The 15,493-nt window shown below is 70.5% G+C and carries 10 protein-coding genes and 1 pseudogene; 8 read left to right on the top strand and 3 right to left on the bottom strand.

The annotated features are described in order from the left end of the window. Positions 1 to 466 precede the first annotated feature (466 nt). The 7 genes from I6A60_RS27470 to I6A60_RS27440 all read left to right on the top strand — a co-directional run bounded on the left by I6A60_RS27470 (position 467) and on the right by I6A60_RS27440 (position 8,108). On the top strand, positions 467 to 742 hold the full coding sequence (locus tag I6A60_RS27470) for a hypothetical protein (RefSeq protein WP_203017362.1): 276 nt from the start codon (positions 467 to 469) through the stop codon (positions 740 to 742). A gap of 238 nt (positions 743 to 980) precedes the next feature. Then, a complete protein-coding gene (locus I6A60_RS27465) occupies positions 981 to 2,105 on the top strand; it encodes an epimerase (RefSeq protein ID WP_203055732.1) in 1,125 nt (374 codons plus the stop codon). A 219-nt stretch (positions 2,106 to 2,324) separates the two neighbouring features. Beyond that, on the top strand, positions 2,325 to 3,740 hold the full coding sequence (locus I6A60_RS27460) for an ABC transporter substrate-binding protein (protein ID WP_203021701.1): 1,416 nt from the start codon (positions 2,325 to 2,327) through the stop codon (positions 3,738 to 3,740). Between the two features lie 39 nt (positions 3,741 to 3,779). Next, positions 3,780 to 6,143, top strand: coding sequence for an ABC transporter permease (locus tag I6A60_RS27455; RefSeq protein ID WP_203021700.1), 2,364 nt, complete (start codon positions 3,780 to 3,782; stop codon positions 6,141 to 6,143). A gap of 27 nt (positions 6,144 to 6,170) precedes the next feature. Then, the gene (locus I6A60_RS27450; RefSeq protein ID WP_238436361.1) at positions 6,171 to 6,908 is read left to right on the top strand and encodes an ABC transporter ATP-binding protein; all 738 of its coding nucleotides are present in this window, start codon (positions 6,171 to 6,173) and stop codon (positions 6,906 to 6,908) included. Then, positions 6,905 to 7,666, top strand: coding sequence for an ABC transporter ATP-binding protein (locus I6A60_RS27445; protein WP_203021698.1), 762 nt, complete (start codon positions 6,905 to 6,907; stop codon positions 7,664 to 7,666). The genes I6A60_RS27450 and I6A60_RS27445 overlap by 4 nt, the downstream gene beginning before the upstream one ends. Before the next feature lie 7 nt (positions 7,667 to 7,673). Further along, positions 7,674 to 8,108 (top strand): hypothetical protein, encoded by a 435-nt coding sequence (locus tag I6A60_RS27440; protein WP_203021697.1) that lies wholly within the window; start codon positions 7,674 to 7,676, stop codon positions 8,106 to 8,108. A gap of 100 nt (positions 8,109 to 8,208) precedes the next feature. Here the strand turns inward: I6A60_RS27440 and I6A60_RS27435 are convergent. Continuing rightward, positions 8,209 to 8,574 (bottom strand): annotated as a pseudogene (locus I6A60_RS27435) (nuclear transport factor 2 family protein); the annotation flags it as partial. 174 nt (positions 8,575 to 8,748) lie between these two features. Between I6A60_RS27435 and I6A60_RS27430 the strand changes: the two are divergent. Then, complete coding sequence (locus I6A60_RS27430; protein ID WP_203021695.1) at positions 8,749 to 12,417, top strand: effector-associated domain EAD1-containing protein; 3,669 nt, start codon at positions 8,749 to 8,751, stop codon at positions 12,415 to 12,417. Between the two features lie 417 nt (positions 12,418 to 12,834). Here I6A60_RS27430 and I6A60_RS27425 read toward each other — a convergent pair whose 3' ends face one another. Together I6A60_RS27425 and I6A60_RS27420 are read right to left on the bottom strand one after the other, a co-directional pair. Then, on the bottom strand, positions 12,835 to 14,760 hold the full coding sequence (locus tag I6A60_RS27425; RefSeq protein ID WP_307873896.1) for a DUF222 domain-containing protein: 1,926 nt from the start codon (positions 14,758 to 14,760) through the stop codon (positions 12,835 to 12,837). A 276-nt stretch (positions 14,761 to 15,036) separates the two neighbouring features. Continuing rightward, positions 15,037 to 15,450: a hypothetical protein gene (locus tag I6A60_RS27420; protein WP_203021694.1), complete on the bottom strand. Its 414-nt coding sequence runs from the start codon at positions 15,448 to 15,450 to the stop codon at positions 15,037 to 15,039. Positions 15,451 to 15,493 lie beyond the last annotated feature (43 nt).

Below are 15,493 nucleotides of genomic sequence, written 5' to 3'. Positions count from 1 at the left end.
CGGCAGATCGAGTCGAAGACGTTGTCGAAGCTGCGTCATCCGTCCCGGTCGCAGAAGCTGCGGGACTACCTCGAATAAGGTGACGCGGCCGGAACGGGCGCTTAGCGCCCGCCGGCCACGTCACCTCGGGCGCTGAGCGCCCTCCAACCCCTGATGTTCGCGAAGGTGGATGTCGGGGGTCGGGGGCGTATCTCGGTTGGTCTCTTGGCTGGGTTGGGTCGTTCGGTGCTATGGCTGGGCTGCGTCGTTTGGTCCGGATCTTCGGGTCGGGCTAGGTCGTTCGGTGTGTGGCTGGGCTGCGTCGTTTGGTCCGGATCTACGGGTCGGGTTGGGCCGGTTGGTCCGGGTTTCCCGTCTTCGCGGGTCGGTCTGGCGGGCCGGGGCTTGGCTTGAAGGTGGGCGTCGGGACTGACGGCCTGTGGTGCCTTTTCCGGAAGCCGGGTGCTGTGAGTGAGGAAGGCCCGTCGTGAGTGGTGGTCCTGATCCGGGGGCTCGGTTTACCAGTGCTGCGCGTGATCTTGATGGTGAGCCGTGGGAAAGGGACGAGTTCGCCCGCGTTCTGTCGTGGCGGCTGGAACGGCCGATCTCGGCGCAGGCCGTGCTGCTCACCGAGGCGGAGACGATGGTCGCGTCCCGCCTGCTCGAGGAGCTCGCAGGTGTCTACCCCGACGAGCCGCTCGGCCAGCTCGCCCGCTACCTCGCGATGACCTTCTCCACGAAGGCGTGGGCGGGAGAGGACTAGCGCCCCGCCCGCGAAGGTCGGCCCGGTGCAGTGATCGCCGTTTTCGCCCTCAAGTGGTCCTGAATCAGGCCTGGTCGCAACCGTTTGAGGGCCAGACTCGTGATCATGATCAAGGTGCGGAGCGGGCAGACCTTGGCGGGAGAGGACTAGCACCGACAGATCCTTCCGCGCGGGGGCGGGCCCGATCCGCCACCTCGCGGGATGATTCCGTTGGCGGACCGGCGGGGAGGGTGGGGGCATGCAGATCGTGGTGACCGGGGCGTCGGGGCTGCTCGGATCCGCGCTGGTGCCCGCGCTGCGGGCGGATGGGCATGTCGTCGTCACCCTCGTGCGCCGCGAGCCCCGCGGCCCCGACGAGGCGCGTTGGGATCCCGACGGCGGCCAGCTCGACGCCTCGGTGCTCGCCGGCGTGGACGCGGTGGTGCACCTGGCCGGCGCCGGCATCGGCGACCACCGCTGGACCGAGTCCTACCGGCAGAAGATCCTCGACAGCCGCGTCCACGGCACCCGGCTGCTCGCTGGCGCGCTCGCCGCTCGCCGGAGCGCGAGCGGCGTGGGCGAGGCGGGCGGCGCCAGCGAAGCGGGCGGCGTGGGCGAGGCGGCCGGCGATGGCGGTCGGCCGGTCGTGCTGCTGTCGGCGAGTGGCACCGGCTGGTACGGCGTGTCCGCCGACGAGCCGGTGGACGAGACGGCTCCCGCCGGAACCGGGTTCCTCGCCGACGTGGTGCGGGCCTGGGAGGCGGCCACGGCCCCGGCGGCCGACGCGGGCGTCCGGGTGTGCCTGTTGCGCAGCGGGGTCGTGCTGGCCGGCCGGGGCGGCGTCCTCGCCCGGCAGCTGCCGCTGTTCCGGCTGGGCGTCGGCGGCAGGCTCGGCTCGGGCCGGCAGTGGGTGTCCTGGATCAGCCTCGACGACTGGGTGGCGGCCGCCCGATTCCTGCTGGCCACAGGCGGGCGGGCGGATGGCGGTTCGGCGGTCTCCGGTTCGGCGGTCTCCGGTTCGGCGGTCTCCGGGTCGGCGGTCTCCGGTTCGGCGGTCTCCGGGTCGGCGGTCTCCGGGTCGGCGGTTTCTGGACTGGCGGTTTCCGGTCCGGCGGATGACGGTTCGGCCGTTGCCGGGCCGGTGAACCTGGTCGCGCCCGGCGCGGTCACCGGGGCCGAGTTCGCGCGCACGCTCGGGACCGTGCTGCGCCGCCCGGCCATCCTGCCGGTGCCGCGGCTGGCGCTGCGGGCCGTGGTCGGCGGCCTCGCCGACGAGGCGGCGCTCGCCTCCCAGCGGGTCGTGCCCCGCGTCCTCACCGACGCCGGTTACCAGTTCCGCCACCCCGAGTTGGCCGGAGCCCTGCGGGCCGTCCTCAACCGCTGAGCGTGGCCGGCGCGGCGTCGGCAAGTCGTCCATCTCCGGACGAATCTGACGGTGTATCAGGCGACTGGAGCCGGGACCGGTGTCTCGGCTTCCTGGCATCTCAGCGGCCCCGATCGGCCTCTCACCCGATTCCCTGATTGACCATCAGATTCAACGTCGATACGGTTCCCGACCACCGGGGGCTCGTGAGATGGGCCCCGCTGGGGCCGAGGGTGTGCCATGGAGAGAAAGTCCCGATTACGTCGGCTCGGTGTGCCGGTCGTCGTGGCAGTCCTGGTCGCGGCCTGTGGTGCCGGCCATCGAGGCGCGAATCCCGACGGGGGTGGCGGGGCGGCCGGCCAGGCGACCACCGCCGCGCCGGCCGGCCAGACCTTCGGAGACCTGCCGAGCCCATGCGGCCCGGGCACGGCCAAGGGCGCGACGGACCAGGGCGTCACCGACGCCGCGATCAACATCGCCTACGGCGACGACCGTGGGTTCACCGGCAGTCCAGGCCTCTCGCACGAGGTGGGCGACGCCGTCAAGGCGATGATCAAATGGTGTGACGACCAGGGCGGTATCAACGGCCGCCAGGTCAACGGCACGTTCTACGACGCCAAGATCACCGAAACGAACAACGTGATGACCGAGGCCTGCGGCTCGGCCTTCATGCTGGTCGGCCAGGGCTGGGCGCTCGACTCGACGGGCGAGCAGACCCGGGTCGCCTGCGACCTGGTGTCGGTCCCGACCTTCTCGGTGAGCCCCGAGTTCGCCAACGGTCCCATGCAGTACCAGGCGGTGCCGAACCCGGCCGACGAGACGGTCGGAGCGTTCTTCGCCCAGTTCGCCAAGCTGTACCCGGACGCCGTCAAGAAGGCCGCCGAGTACACCACGACGCTGGCGACCGAGAACTACTCGACGAGGCGCGGTGTCGAGGCGTCGAAGCCGTTCGGCTGGAACTGGCTGCCCTGCACCCAGACCGTCAACTACTTCGGCGAGCCGGACTACAAGCCGTTCATGCAGAAGCTGAAGGACTGCGGGGCACAGGTCGTCTGGTTCACCCTCTCGGCCGGGCCCCAGCTCTACAACATGCTGCAGGCGGCGAACCAGGTCGATTTCCATCCGCTCTGGCTGACGGAGACCAACAACTACACCCAGGGCCTCGCCGACTTCAACGCCAACCACCTGGCCGACAACGTCTACGTGCGGACCGCCTACATCCCGTTGGAGCAGGCCGCCCAGACCCCGGCGGTGCGGAAGTACATCGACGTGGTCAAGGCCGACGGCGGTGACGTCAGCCAGCTGGGCGCGCAGGCGACCTCGTCGTTCCTGCTGTGGGCGACGGCCGCGAAGGAGTGCGGCTCGACGCTGACCCGCCAGTGCATGGTCAACAAACTGTCGAAGATCACCAAATGGACCGGTGGTGGCCTGCACGCGGCCTCGGACCCCGGCGGGAACCATGGTCCGACCTGCGGCATGCTGCTGCGGCTCCAGGGCACCAAGTACGTCCAGGTGTACCCGACGAAGCTGGGCGCCTTCGACTGCTCGCCGAGCTACACGGTGAAACTGCCGGCCGATTTCGTGACCGTGAAGCTGAACGCCGACCGGATCGCCACGAACTACCTGACGGACAAGGCCATCAGGCCCCAGGCATAGCGCGGGCGGGAGACCGATTCGAGAACGGCTGGCGCAGCGGTGGAGCAGTTTCTGCAGTACACGATCCTCGGCCTGGTGCTGGGTGGGATCTACGGGATCGCCGCCTCCGGGCTGGTCCTGACCTGCACCACGTCCGGCATCTTCAACTTCGGCCACGGCTCGATCGCGATGCTGTCGGCGTTCGTCTACTGGCAGGTCCGGTTCGGCTGGCACTGGCCGGCCCCGCTGGCGCTGGTCGCCGTGCTCGGCGTCTTCGCGCCCGCGCTGGGGGCGTTGCTGCACGTCTCGATCATGCGAGGGCTCCGCGAGACCACTGAGATCACCAGGATCACGGTGACGGTCGCGTTGACCGTCGGCTCACTGGCACTCGCGAACTGGATCTGGGACCCGACCGTGCCCCGACGGTTCGACTACTTCTTCGGCGGCACGCACCAGGTCAGCATCGCCGGCAGCCGGATCACCTACCACGAGCTGTTCGCCCTGGCCACGGCGGTGGTGATCGCCGTCGGGCTGCGGTTCTTCTTCGCCCGCACCCGCACCGGGGTCGGCATGCGCGCCGTGGTGGACGACCCGCCGCTGCTGCGGCTGTCCGGCGGGCGCCCGGACCGGCTGGCGACGCTGTCCTGGGCGCTCGGCTCGATGCTCGCCGCGCTCGCCGGAATCCTGATCACGCCGATCCTGGGCGGCTCACTCGACCCGAACGCCCTGACCCTGCTCGTCATCGACGCCTTCGCCGCCGCGGTCTTCGGCCGGTTGCGCAGTGTGCCGCTGACGTTCCTCGGCGCGGTCGTGCTGGGCCTCGCGAACAACTACGTGCTCGCGTACTTCCCCAGCGAACGGTGGACGTGGACGTCGGACTTCCGGATCTCGCTGCCGATGATCCTGCTGTTCGTCGTACTGCTGTGGCTGCCGCAGGACCGGCTGCGCGGCGCGACGATCACCCGGGCCCGCGAGCGGTTCCGCGTCCCGACCCTGCGTTCGGCCGTGGCCTGGGCGGTCGTGCTGGTCGTCGTGATGTTCCTGCTCAAGGAGATCATGGCCCCGACCGTCGTCAACACGATGGTCACCGGGATGACCTTCGCGATCATCGCTCTCTCGCTGGTCCCGCTGACCGGTTACGCGGGGGAGATCAACCTGGCTCCGGTGTCCTTCGGCGCCATCGGCACGATCATCGCCTACCACTACGGCATCACCGGGCACGGCGTGGACACCCGGATGACGATCTGGGGCCTGCTGCTCGCGGCGGCGGTATGCGCGGTCGTCGGCGCGCTCGTCGCGCTGCCGGCGCTGCGCCTGCGCGGCCTCTACCTGGCCCTGGCCACCATGGCGTTCGGGGTGTTCGTCTCGACGATGGTGGTCGCGGACACCGTCCCCAGGGTGCTGCCGCTGGTGCACACCAGGTTCTCGATCTTCCCCAACGGGACGCTCAACGTGCCACGGCCCCGGTTCGGGCCGATCGACCTGGCCAACGGCGGCCAGTTCCTGATGGTCGTGACCGTGCTGTTCGCGGTGCTCGGCGTCCTGATGGTGACCCTACGGCGCAGCGGTTACGGCCAACGGCTCGTCGCCCTGAAGGACAGCCCGGCGGCCTGTGCCACGCTCGGGCAGAACCCCGTCCGCCTCAAGCTGTCGGTCTTCATGCTCTCGGCGGCGATCGCGGGCGTCGGCGGCGCGCTGATGTCGACGGCGGTGGTGTCGGTCAGCCCGGACCGGTTCACGATCTTCGTCAGCCTCGGGCTGGTCATGACCGTGGTCGTCGCGGGTATCGGGTACGTCAGCGGAGCGCTCGCCGGCGGGCTGCTGGCCGGGGTCGGCTTCGTCGCCCTCCAGGACGTCTTCGCGAAGGTCGGCACCGATCACGCGACGTTGCAAGGCCTTTTCTCCTTCCTCGGCCACTTCTCGACCGTGCTGCCCGCTTTGATCGGGGTCTCGCTGTCACGCAACCCGACCGGCTTCGTCAACGACCTCATCGAGCGGTACGAGGTGTTCCGGCGGGCCCGGATCATGCTCGGCGCCGGTCTGGTCATCGAGGCCGGTCTCTACCTGCTCGCCTACACCGACACGATCAGCAACTGGTGGTTCGTCGCGCTCACCGCGTTGCTCGGGGCGGCGTGGCCACGTATCACCTCGGCGGTGCTGGACCGGCTGGCCGCGCGGGCGGTCTCGGCGGTGCCGGGCCTCTCGCTGACCGCGGCGCCGGGCGGCTCGTCGGGCGCCGGCCGGGTGCCATTGGAGCTCGTCGGCGTCGACGTCCCGTTCACGCCGGCCCACCGCGCGCTGCTCGATCGTGCGCTCGGACTGCCGGAACCGCCCCCGGCGGCCGCCGCCCGGGCCACGACCGGGTCATCCGCCGCCGGCCGGGCCAGGGTCGCGGTGTCCGCCGCCCAGGTACCCGCGTCATGACGGCGAGCAGGGAGGCGTGCCGTGGCCATGCTTGAGACCGAAGCCGTCTCGGTCCGTTTCGGCGGCAACCTGGCTCTCGACGGTGTCTCGCTGTCGGTCGAGCCGGGCCGGGTCACCGGACTGATCGGTCCGAACGGGGCGGGCAAGACCACGCTGTTCAACATCATCACCGGGCTGCTCGCGCCGACCAGGGGCCGGGTGCTCGTCGACGGCGCGGACGTCACCCGGTTGCCGCCGTACCGGCGGGCGCACCGCGGCCTCGCCCGGACGTTCCAGCGCCTGGAACCGTTCGTCTCCCTGTCCGTGCGCGACAACATCAGGGTCGCGGGCCAGATCAGCAACACCTGGCGACGCGGGGGACGAGTCGACGTCGACAGGGAGGCCGGCCGCGTCATCGACCTCGTCGGTCTCGCCGAGGTCGCCGACCGGGACGTCGCCGAGCTGCCCACCGGGCAGGCCCGCCTCGTCGAACTCGGCCGGGCCTTGATGACCAGGCCCAGGGTGTTGCTGCTGGACGAGCCGGCATCCGGCCAGACCGAGCCCGAGACAGCGGCCTTCGGGCGCCTGCTGCACCGTCTCGCCGACCAGGACGGCCTCGCGATCTGCCTGGTAGAACACGACGTCACGCTGGTCATGGGGGTCTGCGCGATGATCTACGTGCTCGACTACGGCAAGGTCATCGCCGCGGGCCCACCTGAGGTGGTCCGCGTCGATCCGGCGGTAGTCGACGCCTACCTGGGATCCACGCCGACGGACCCGGCATGACGGGGGAAGGCCCGGCCGCTGCCGGGGCCGCCGCCGCGGGGCCACCGTTGCTGGAGCTGGTCGGTGTCTGCGCCGGGTACGGCCCCATTGAGGTGCTGCACGGGGTCGACCTCGCGGTACCGGCGGGCTCCGTGGTCGCGCTGCTCGGGCCGAACGGCGCGGGCAAGACCACGACGCTGAACGTGTGCTGCGGGCTGCACCCGCCCTCGGCCGGGGAGCTGCGCCTCGCCGGCCGGACGGTGACGGGAGCTTCCGCCGAGGCGTTGGCGCGCCTCGGCGTATGCACCATCCCGGAGCGGCGGGGCATCTTCCCGAACCTCACGGTCCGGGAAAACCTCTGGATGATGTCCCAGGCGCGGGGCGGGCCGCGCGGCTCGCGCGCCTCGTTCGCGGGCGTCGAGGAGGTCGCCTACGCGAGGTTCCCGATTCTCGCGGAGCGTCGCGGGCAACTGGCCGGCACGTTGTCCGGCGGCCAGCAGCAGATGTTGGCGCTGACCAGGGCACTCGGCACCAACCCGGCGGTCCTGCTGCTCGACGAGCTTTCGATGGGGCTCGCCCCGCGGGTCGTACGCGAGCTGTACGAGATCGTCGGCCGACTCGCGGCGGGCGGCCTGTCGATCCTCATCGTCGAACAGTTCGCCCGCACGGTCCTGCCGATCGCCGACCGGGTGGCCGTGATGCTCCACGGCCGCATCGTCGACGCCGGGGCACCGTCAGAGGTCGAGGCGAACCTCTCCGCCACATACCTGGGAGCGTGAAGGAACGATGGAACAAGGCCGAGCGGACCAGTTCAGGGCCGACGTGTCCAGGCTGAAGATCCGGACCGGGGACGCGCGGCGGGACGGCGTCCTGCAGGTCGTGGGCATCGTCCTGATGGCCGGCGGGATCATCGCCGACCTCCTGGTGTACGAGTCCTCCCGCAACCTGAGCGACCCCCGTGACATCCAGTCGCAGATAGTCCTGGCCCTCGGGCTCCTCGGGGTCACCGGTGCTGGCGGAGCCGTTTTCCTCTACGCCTCGCTGGCACGGTTCCTCCGATTCTGGCTGTTGCGCCAGGTATACGAGTCGCAGAGCCAGGTCGATCAGGTGGTCAGCGCATTCCAGCCACGCGCGCAGACACCGGCATCCACCGAGCCCGCCCCGAATCTGCCGCCAGCGGAACTCGAACCGTCCACCGAGGCCCCCGTCGCCGCCGGGTGAGCCACCGTCGCGGAGGCCAGTGACGCCTCGCCTAGCCACGGCAGGTCCGGCCGGCGTTCCTGGATCTCGGCCGGAACGCTCAGAACGTGCAGCAGGTCGGCTATGCGGCCGGGTCGGGAACGTGGCGGTGATAGGCCTTGTTCGCGATACGCCACGTGCCATCAATGCGGACGAGCAGGAACACATCGGTGAAGGTGTCCACGCCGTGCCAGAGAGTCATGGACGCGGTGGCGACCGTGCCGTGCACGTCTACCGCGTCGATGTGGCGGGTGCGGGTCGGTTCGTCTGGGGCCGGCTGACCCTTGAAGAGCGCGCAGTAGTCGTCGAGGCGCCAGGACACGAACGCGCCGTCACGGATTCCTTCGACGTGGGCGGTCGGCAGAAACGCGTTTCGGAAATGGGCAGGGTCGCCGGTCGCATGTCCGCGGATGTACGCGTGCAGGGGTTCGAGCACGGCCTCGTCCACGGCGGCGGTTGCAGTCGCTTCTGTCACCGATCCAGGTTAGGTCGGGGTGTGGTGGCCAGCGTTGGGTTGGGTGCTGTGGGTGTCGGGCAGTTGCCGGCGTTCTGCTCGGTGTGATGATGGTCGACAGCGTGACGAGTCGTGTCGTCTGGGTGAGCTCGGGCTGCCGGGGGTGGCATGAGTGTGGGGTTGACCGGCGAGCAGGTCGAGGCCCTGGCTGAGATGTTCGCGGATCCGCTGTCGGCACGGCAGGTGGTAGCGAACGCTGGGGTTCGGGCGCCTGATGTGCCGTGGGGTGCGCAGAGTTCGCGGGTGTTCTGGCGGGCGGTCGCGGACCTGCTCGAGCACGGGATCGCTTCGGGCGGCGCGGCGCGGCTGCTGGCCGAGGCCGCCGAGCTATTTCCGGAGAACCCGGTTTTCGCTGCCACGGGGCCTGCGCCCGAGCCGCTCTTCGCCGCGGGTCAGGCTGAGCCGGTCTCGAGTCCGCCGCGCCGGTCGGCGTATGTGGAGCAGGTGCGTCAGATCGCGCCGCCGCGGCTGGTGGGTCGCGCGGGGGAGCTCGCGCGGTTGGCCGAGTTCTGTACCGCCCATGACGATGCGGCTGGCGGGCGGTACGTGTGGTGGCGGGCGGCGGCGTGGACGGGTAAGTCGGCGTTGATGTCGTCATTTGTGCTTGCCCCGCCGCCGGGCGTGCGGGTCGTGTCCTTCTTCATCACCGCCCGGTATGCGGGGAACAGTGACCGCGCGGCGTTTGTCGAGATCGTCACCGAGCAGCTCGCTGACATCGTCGGGGAGTCGGTGCCCCCGTTCCAGAACCCGGGCCGGGCGGAGCGGCTGTGGTTCAAGTTCTTCGCGGACGCCGCGGCGCACTGCCGGGCTCATGGGCAGCGGCTGGTACTGGTGGTGGACGGGCTTGATGAGGACCGGGGAGTGACGGGGCCGGGAGCGCGCAGTATCGCGGGTCTGCTGCCGGCGAACCCGCCGCACGGGGCGCGGGTGGTGGTCGCGGGCCGCCCGGACCCGCCGATCCCGGACGATGTGCCCGCCGGCCATCCGCTCAGTGATCGGAACATCGTGCAAGTGCTGGAACGCTCTGAGGTTGCCGCGACGATCCGCGCGGATATGCGGTCCGATCTGGAGCGGCTGCGGACCGGCAGTCCGTGGGAACGGGATCTGCTGGGGCTGATGACCGCCGCCGGTGGTGGTCTGTCCGGACGTGATCTGGCGGAACTGACCGGCGATCTCGACGTCACCGAATGGGACGTCGAGAGGCTGCTGTCGACGGTCGCCGGTCGAAGCTTCTCCAGCCGAGCCGCGCGGTGGGACCCTGCGGGCAGGTCAAGGGTCTACCTGCTCGGCCATGAGGAACTCGCCCAGGAATCCGCCCGGGCGTACGGATCCAGGAGGCTCGCCGCCTACCGGGAGCAGCTTCACGCCTGGGCGTATGGATACCGGCGACAGCAGTGGCCGCGACAGACACCGGAATACCTGCTGCGCGGCTACTACCGGCTGCTCCTCGAGACCGGCGAGCTGACCCGCGCCGTTGACTGCGCCACCGACCAGCCCCGGCACGACCGGATGCTGGACCTCACCGGCGGCGACACCGCAGCCCTCGCCGAGATCACCGACGCCCAGAACAGCATCCTTACTCAGCCATCCCCAGACCTGAGGCTGATGGCCCGACTCGCCGTGCACCGCCAACGCATCGCGGACCGCAACAGGAACATCCCGACCAACCTCCCCGGTGTCTGGGCCAGACTCGGCCACTCCGCCCGCGCCGAACAACTCGCCCGCGCCACCACGACGCCGTACTTCCGGGACCAGGCGCTGGTCGAGGTGGTTGGGGCCCTCGCCCAGACCGGCGAGCATGCTCATGCCGAGCAGATCGCCCGCACCATCCCCGAGCCGCACTCCCAGGCCAAGGCGCTCGTCGAGGTGGCAGCGGGCCTCATCCAGGCCGGTGAGTGTGACCGCGCCGAGCAGGTCACTCGCGACGTCACCAACCCGGACATCCAGGCCGGGGCACTGGCCGGGGTGGCTGGGGCCCTGGCGCGGGCTGGTGAGCAGGCCCGCGCCAGGCAGCTCGCTGCCGCGGCCGAACAGGTCGCACTCAGCACCACCGACCCCTACTCCCAGGTCCGGGCGCTGGCCGACGTCGCCGGTGCCCTCGTCCAGACCGGTGAGCAGGCCCGGGCCAGACAGGTCGCCGCCCTGGCCGAACAGGTCGCCCGCGAAATCACCCAACCGTCCATACAGGCCTGGGCGCTGGGCGCTGCGGCTGGTGCCCTTGCCCGGGCCGGTGAGCCTGCCCGCGCCGAGCAGGTCGCGCGCGACATCACCGAGGCGCGCTACCAGGCCCCGGCGCTGGTCGGGGTGGTCCGCGCGCTTGCGCAGGTCGGTGAGTATGCCCGCGCCGAGCAGATCGCCCACCGCATCACCGACCCGGGCTCCCAGGCGCAAGCCCTGGCCGAGGCGGCGGGTTCGCTAGCCTGGGCTGGAGAGCAGGCTCGCGCCGAGCAGGTCGCCGCCGTGGCCGAGCAGGTCGCCCGCGACATCACCAACCCGGACGCCCAGGCCTGGGCACTGGCCGATGTGGCGGGTGCCCTCGCCCAGGCCGGTGAGCATGCCCGGGCCGAGGAGGTCGCCGCCGGTATCACCGACCCGGCCTCCCACGCGCGGGCGCTCGCCGATGTGGCGGGTGCCCTCGCCCGGGCTGGTGAGCATGATGCCCGCGCCGAGCAGCTCGCCGCCGTGGCCGAGCAGGTCGCGCGCGACATCACCTATCCGCACATCCGCGTGCGGGCGCTGGCCGGGGTGGCGGATGCGCTTGCCCGGTCCGGTGAGCGTGCCCAGGCCGGGCAGGTCGCCGCCGTGGCCGAGCAGGTCGCCCGCGCCAGCACCGACCCGGATGCCCAGGCCTGGGTACTGGTCGAGGTGGCGGGTGCGTATGCGACCGCCGGTGAGTATGGCCACGCCGAGCAGGTCGCTCACGGCATCACCGACCCGTCCCGCCAGGCCCAGGCGCTGGCCAAGGTGGCGGGTGCGCTTGCCCGGTCTGGCGAGGGTGCCCGGGCCGGGCAGGTCGCCGCCGTGGCCGAGCAGGTCGCCCGCGCCAGCACCGACCCGGACTCCCAGGCCTGGGCGCTCGTCAGCGTGGCTGTCGCACTCGCCCGGGCCGGAGAGCCTGCCCGCGCCGAGCAGGTCGCGGCCGGCATCACCGACCCGGGCTCCCAGGCGGGTGCACTGGCCGAGGTGGCGAGTGCGCTTGCCCGGGCCGGTGAGCGTGCCCGCGCCGAGCAGGTCGCCACCGTGGCCGAGAAGATCGCACGTGCCATCACCGACCCGCTTCACCAGGCCTGGGCGCTGGTCGGGGTGGCTGAAGCGCTTGCCCGGGCCGGTGAGCATGCCCGGGCTGAGCAGGTCGCCGCCGACATCACCGACCCGAACTCCCAGGCGCGTGCGCAGGCGGAAGCCGGGTTGGCCGGAGCCTTCGCCCAGGCGGGCGAGCATGCCCGCGCCGAACAGGTCGCCCGCGACATCACCTACCCGGAACTCCAGGCGCAGGCGCTGGTCGCGGTGGCGGGAACCCTCGCCCAGGCGGGCGAGCATGCCCGCGCCGAGCAGCTCGTCCGCGACATCACCGACCCGGACTCCCAGGCCCGGGCGCTGGCCGACGTCGCGGGAGCCCTCGCCCAGGCCGGTGACCTTCGGTGGGCTGGACGTCTTCTCGGGGAAGCGCTCAGCCTCGGCGACTGGACTTGTCTACCTCTCGGCGTCATCGCAGACGTGAGCCCAGCCGTAATACGCACCATTGCCGCCGCGACCGTCGGCAATGGCGAAACCTGATCGGGATCGCGCGCTCCTCCGGTCACTCGGTCGCGGAAGGTACGACCCGGGTCCGCGGGCTCCTCCGGTCACTCGGTCACTCGGTCGCGGAAAGTGCGACCCCGGGTCCGCCGAACTGCGGGAAACCACGCTTGATGGGCGTCAAGCCCCCGGCGCGGATTGCAGTCCTTAACGCTGGTCAAGCCGCGGCGTGGCCAGCGTCGCGCGAGAGGAGAAGCAGGCAGGCGCGGGAGCGCGGAAGCGGCGGAGCGGGGAGGCCCGGGAGCCCGGGAGCCCGGGAAGTACGGATAGTGTTGCCGCTGTTGGCTCGGGCGCGCCGGTGCACTGGTCAGTAAGCCGAGCTGGACCTCGTCAGCGCAGTGCCGGTGGGCGGGCTCGTCTGTGACGGCCATACCGTCTCTCTGCCGCGAAGGGCGGTCAGAATGGGCATCGGGCGCCCGAGGAACCCCGCTGGCTGGGGATGGTGGGCGGAGTTGGCCGAGGATTGACGCGGCTGGTCGTGCGCACGGCGATCTGAGTGTTCGCTTCTTCCTCGTCGGCGGTCGTGTCGGTGGTGTAGGTACGGCCGGTCGGGGCGGTCCAGATGAAAAGGCCGGGCCGTGGCTGGTCCAAATGCCAATTTCCACTGTGTTTCGCGCGGTGGTGGTGCCGGCACAAAAGGCCGAGATTATCGAGCGCTGTGCGACCGCCGTCGGAATGAGCGACGGTGTGATCGATGTCGGCGTGGGTCGCGGGCATGCCGCAGCCGGGGAACAGACATCGTGACTGTTGGTGACGGATCAGGCGGGCGAGCGCCGGGGTGGGTATTCGGCGGTGGCCGAGGTCAAGAACAGTGCCCGTCGCGGGGTCGGTCAGGACGCGTCGCCAGCGGGCGTCGGCGGCGAGCGCCCGGCCGACCTCGGCGGGGATCGGGCCAAAGCCCACGAGTTCGGCCGGGTTTTCGTCCAGGCCGGCCAACGTGCCGACGGCGGCGATGACCTGAAGCTCGACGCTGACGTGTTCGCGGCGGTTACCGAGAAGTAGGGCGGTCAGGACGTCGGCGCGCCGGGCGTCGATCGGGCGGGCGTCACCATCCACACGGTTGTCGGTGCGGGCGTCGGTCCTGGCGATCTGGTTGATCCGGTCATAGATCGCCTGGGCGTCCTCGGCGGGGAGGATCGCCGTCAGGCACGCCATGCCGTCCTCGAGGGACTGGAGGCCTATTCGGCGTTCGGTGTGGGCCCGGCGGCGTCGTTTCGCCGCGGCGTCGGGGTCAAGCCGCCCGACCAGGCGGTGGATCTTGCGGCGCCACTGGGGTGGAGACGCCAACCGGCTGCCCGCGAGCATCGCCCCCTCAACGCCGGCGCGGTCCCGATCGGTGAGGCAGAGAGTCAACTGGTGCAGCGCCGCGAGCCGGGTGTGATCAAGCATCCCCGCGGTCAGGTCCGCCAACGCGGCAGGCAGCCGGCTGGCGATCTCCCAGGCCGTCGCCAGCCGACTGGACATCGTGCGCGGAGACTGCCCCAACTCCACCGCCAACTCATCCGCGACGAAGGGCGAATACTCATCTCCACGCTCACCGTCCCCCGCGGCCGGGTTCGCCGGACGCTGACAGGCCAGATGCACCTGGGCATGGATCGTCAGACCCTCCAACCGAGACGACAACCGCCCGAGCCGCCCCGCCAAGGCCAACGCCGCCGACGCGTCACACGAGCCCAACCCAGCCAGCACCTCATCGAACACCCCATCGACCAACCCCAACCGCCCGAGCAGGTCATCGGCCGCGTCGCTCTCGGGCGTCGGAAAGCCGGCGGTCGACGGAATAGCTGTGGGGGCGTCGCCGGGCGTTGGCGAGGCGGCAGTAGGCGGGATATCGGAGGGATCGTCGTCGGACGCTGGTGAGCCGGCGGTAGGCGGGATATCTGCGTGGGCCGGGGCGACCGCCGGCCGGACACGCGATCGGTGGTGGCGCCGAGGCGTACCAGGGCAGTGGTTCCGAAACGACGAGTCAAGGACCTGTGCCGCAAGCGGCTGTGAAACAGAAGGCTCTGCCGCAAGCGGCTGCGCACTAACAGACGGTGCGCCACGGAGATGCGCACCAGGGGCCGCAAGATCGAGTGGCGGCGAATCCAGAGATAGTGAATCGAGAGATGGCGAATCCGGGGACGGTGAATCGAGGGGCGGCGGATCGAGGGATAGTGAATCGGGAGATGGTGAATCCAGGGACGGTGAATCGAGGGATGGCGGATCGAGAGACCCTGAATCCAGGGGCGGTGAATCCCGGGGCGTTGGATCGTGAGGCGGCGAATCCAGAGGCGGTGGATCGAGAGACGGCGGATCACGGCCGTCCAGGGTATCGAACATGTGTCCATGCTAGCGCAAGGTCGTGAAATCGCAAGCGCCGAAAACGCGGTCGAGGGGGCGGTTCCGGACGGCTGGTAGGTCGTCGTTGACGCTGTTGTCGCAGATTCTCCGTAGCGATTGAGATGGCGCTACCGCGCGGGATTCTGGGATTCACCGGCTGTATCACGGTCGAATTCGGGGATGGGCGGCCTTATAGGAGTCGCTCCAGAGCCCGGCAGGAGCGGCCGCCTACGAAGCGGTGACGAGTGGGAGCGTCGATTGATGAGCGGAACGGGCTCACAGGGGCGGCGTGAGCAACTCGGCCACGCGGGTAGCCTGAGGGGTCCTGAGGCTGACCTCCACGGTGCCTGAGCGCGTGGAGCTGAATCTCCCTGCGTCGTAGCCGAACCGCACCCGATCGGGCGCCTCGGAGGTTATGCCGAGGGTGGCCAGGAGCGGGCCGGAGAGCGGCACGTCGATGTGCTTGCCGCGCCCGGCCCAGACCACCAGTCTTCTGCTGCTCACCGCGATCGCCCCGGAGACCGCCTCTTTACGCCAGCTGGAACGCTGTCCCGGCGCCCGATAGTTGCGGTAGGTCACCGAACCAGCAAGACCTTCGGCAAGAAAAGAAATACCCTCGGCTCCGAGCGTGGCGCGCAGATCCGCAGGCAGCCGACCCGTGCCGAGAAGTAGCCGGCGCAAGGGATTCATGCTCAACATGATAGGTGGAACACCGCGTGCAATCTTGATAACC

Source organism: Frankia sp. AgB1.9 (assembly GCF_016786355.1).
Lineage (GTDB): Bacteria > Actinomycetota > Actinomycetes > Frankiales > Frankiaceae > Pseudofrankia.
The sequence above is the reverse complement of the archived record's forward strand: the minus strand, read 5'-3'. Positions and strand labels throughout refer to the sequence as shown.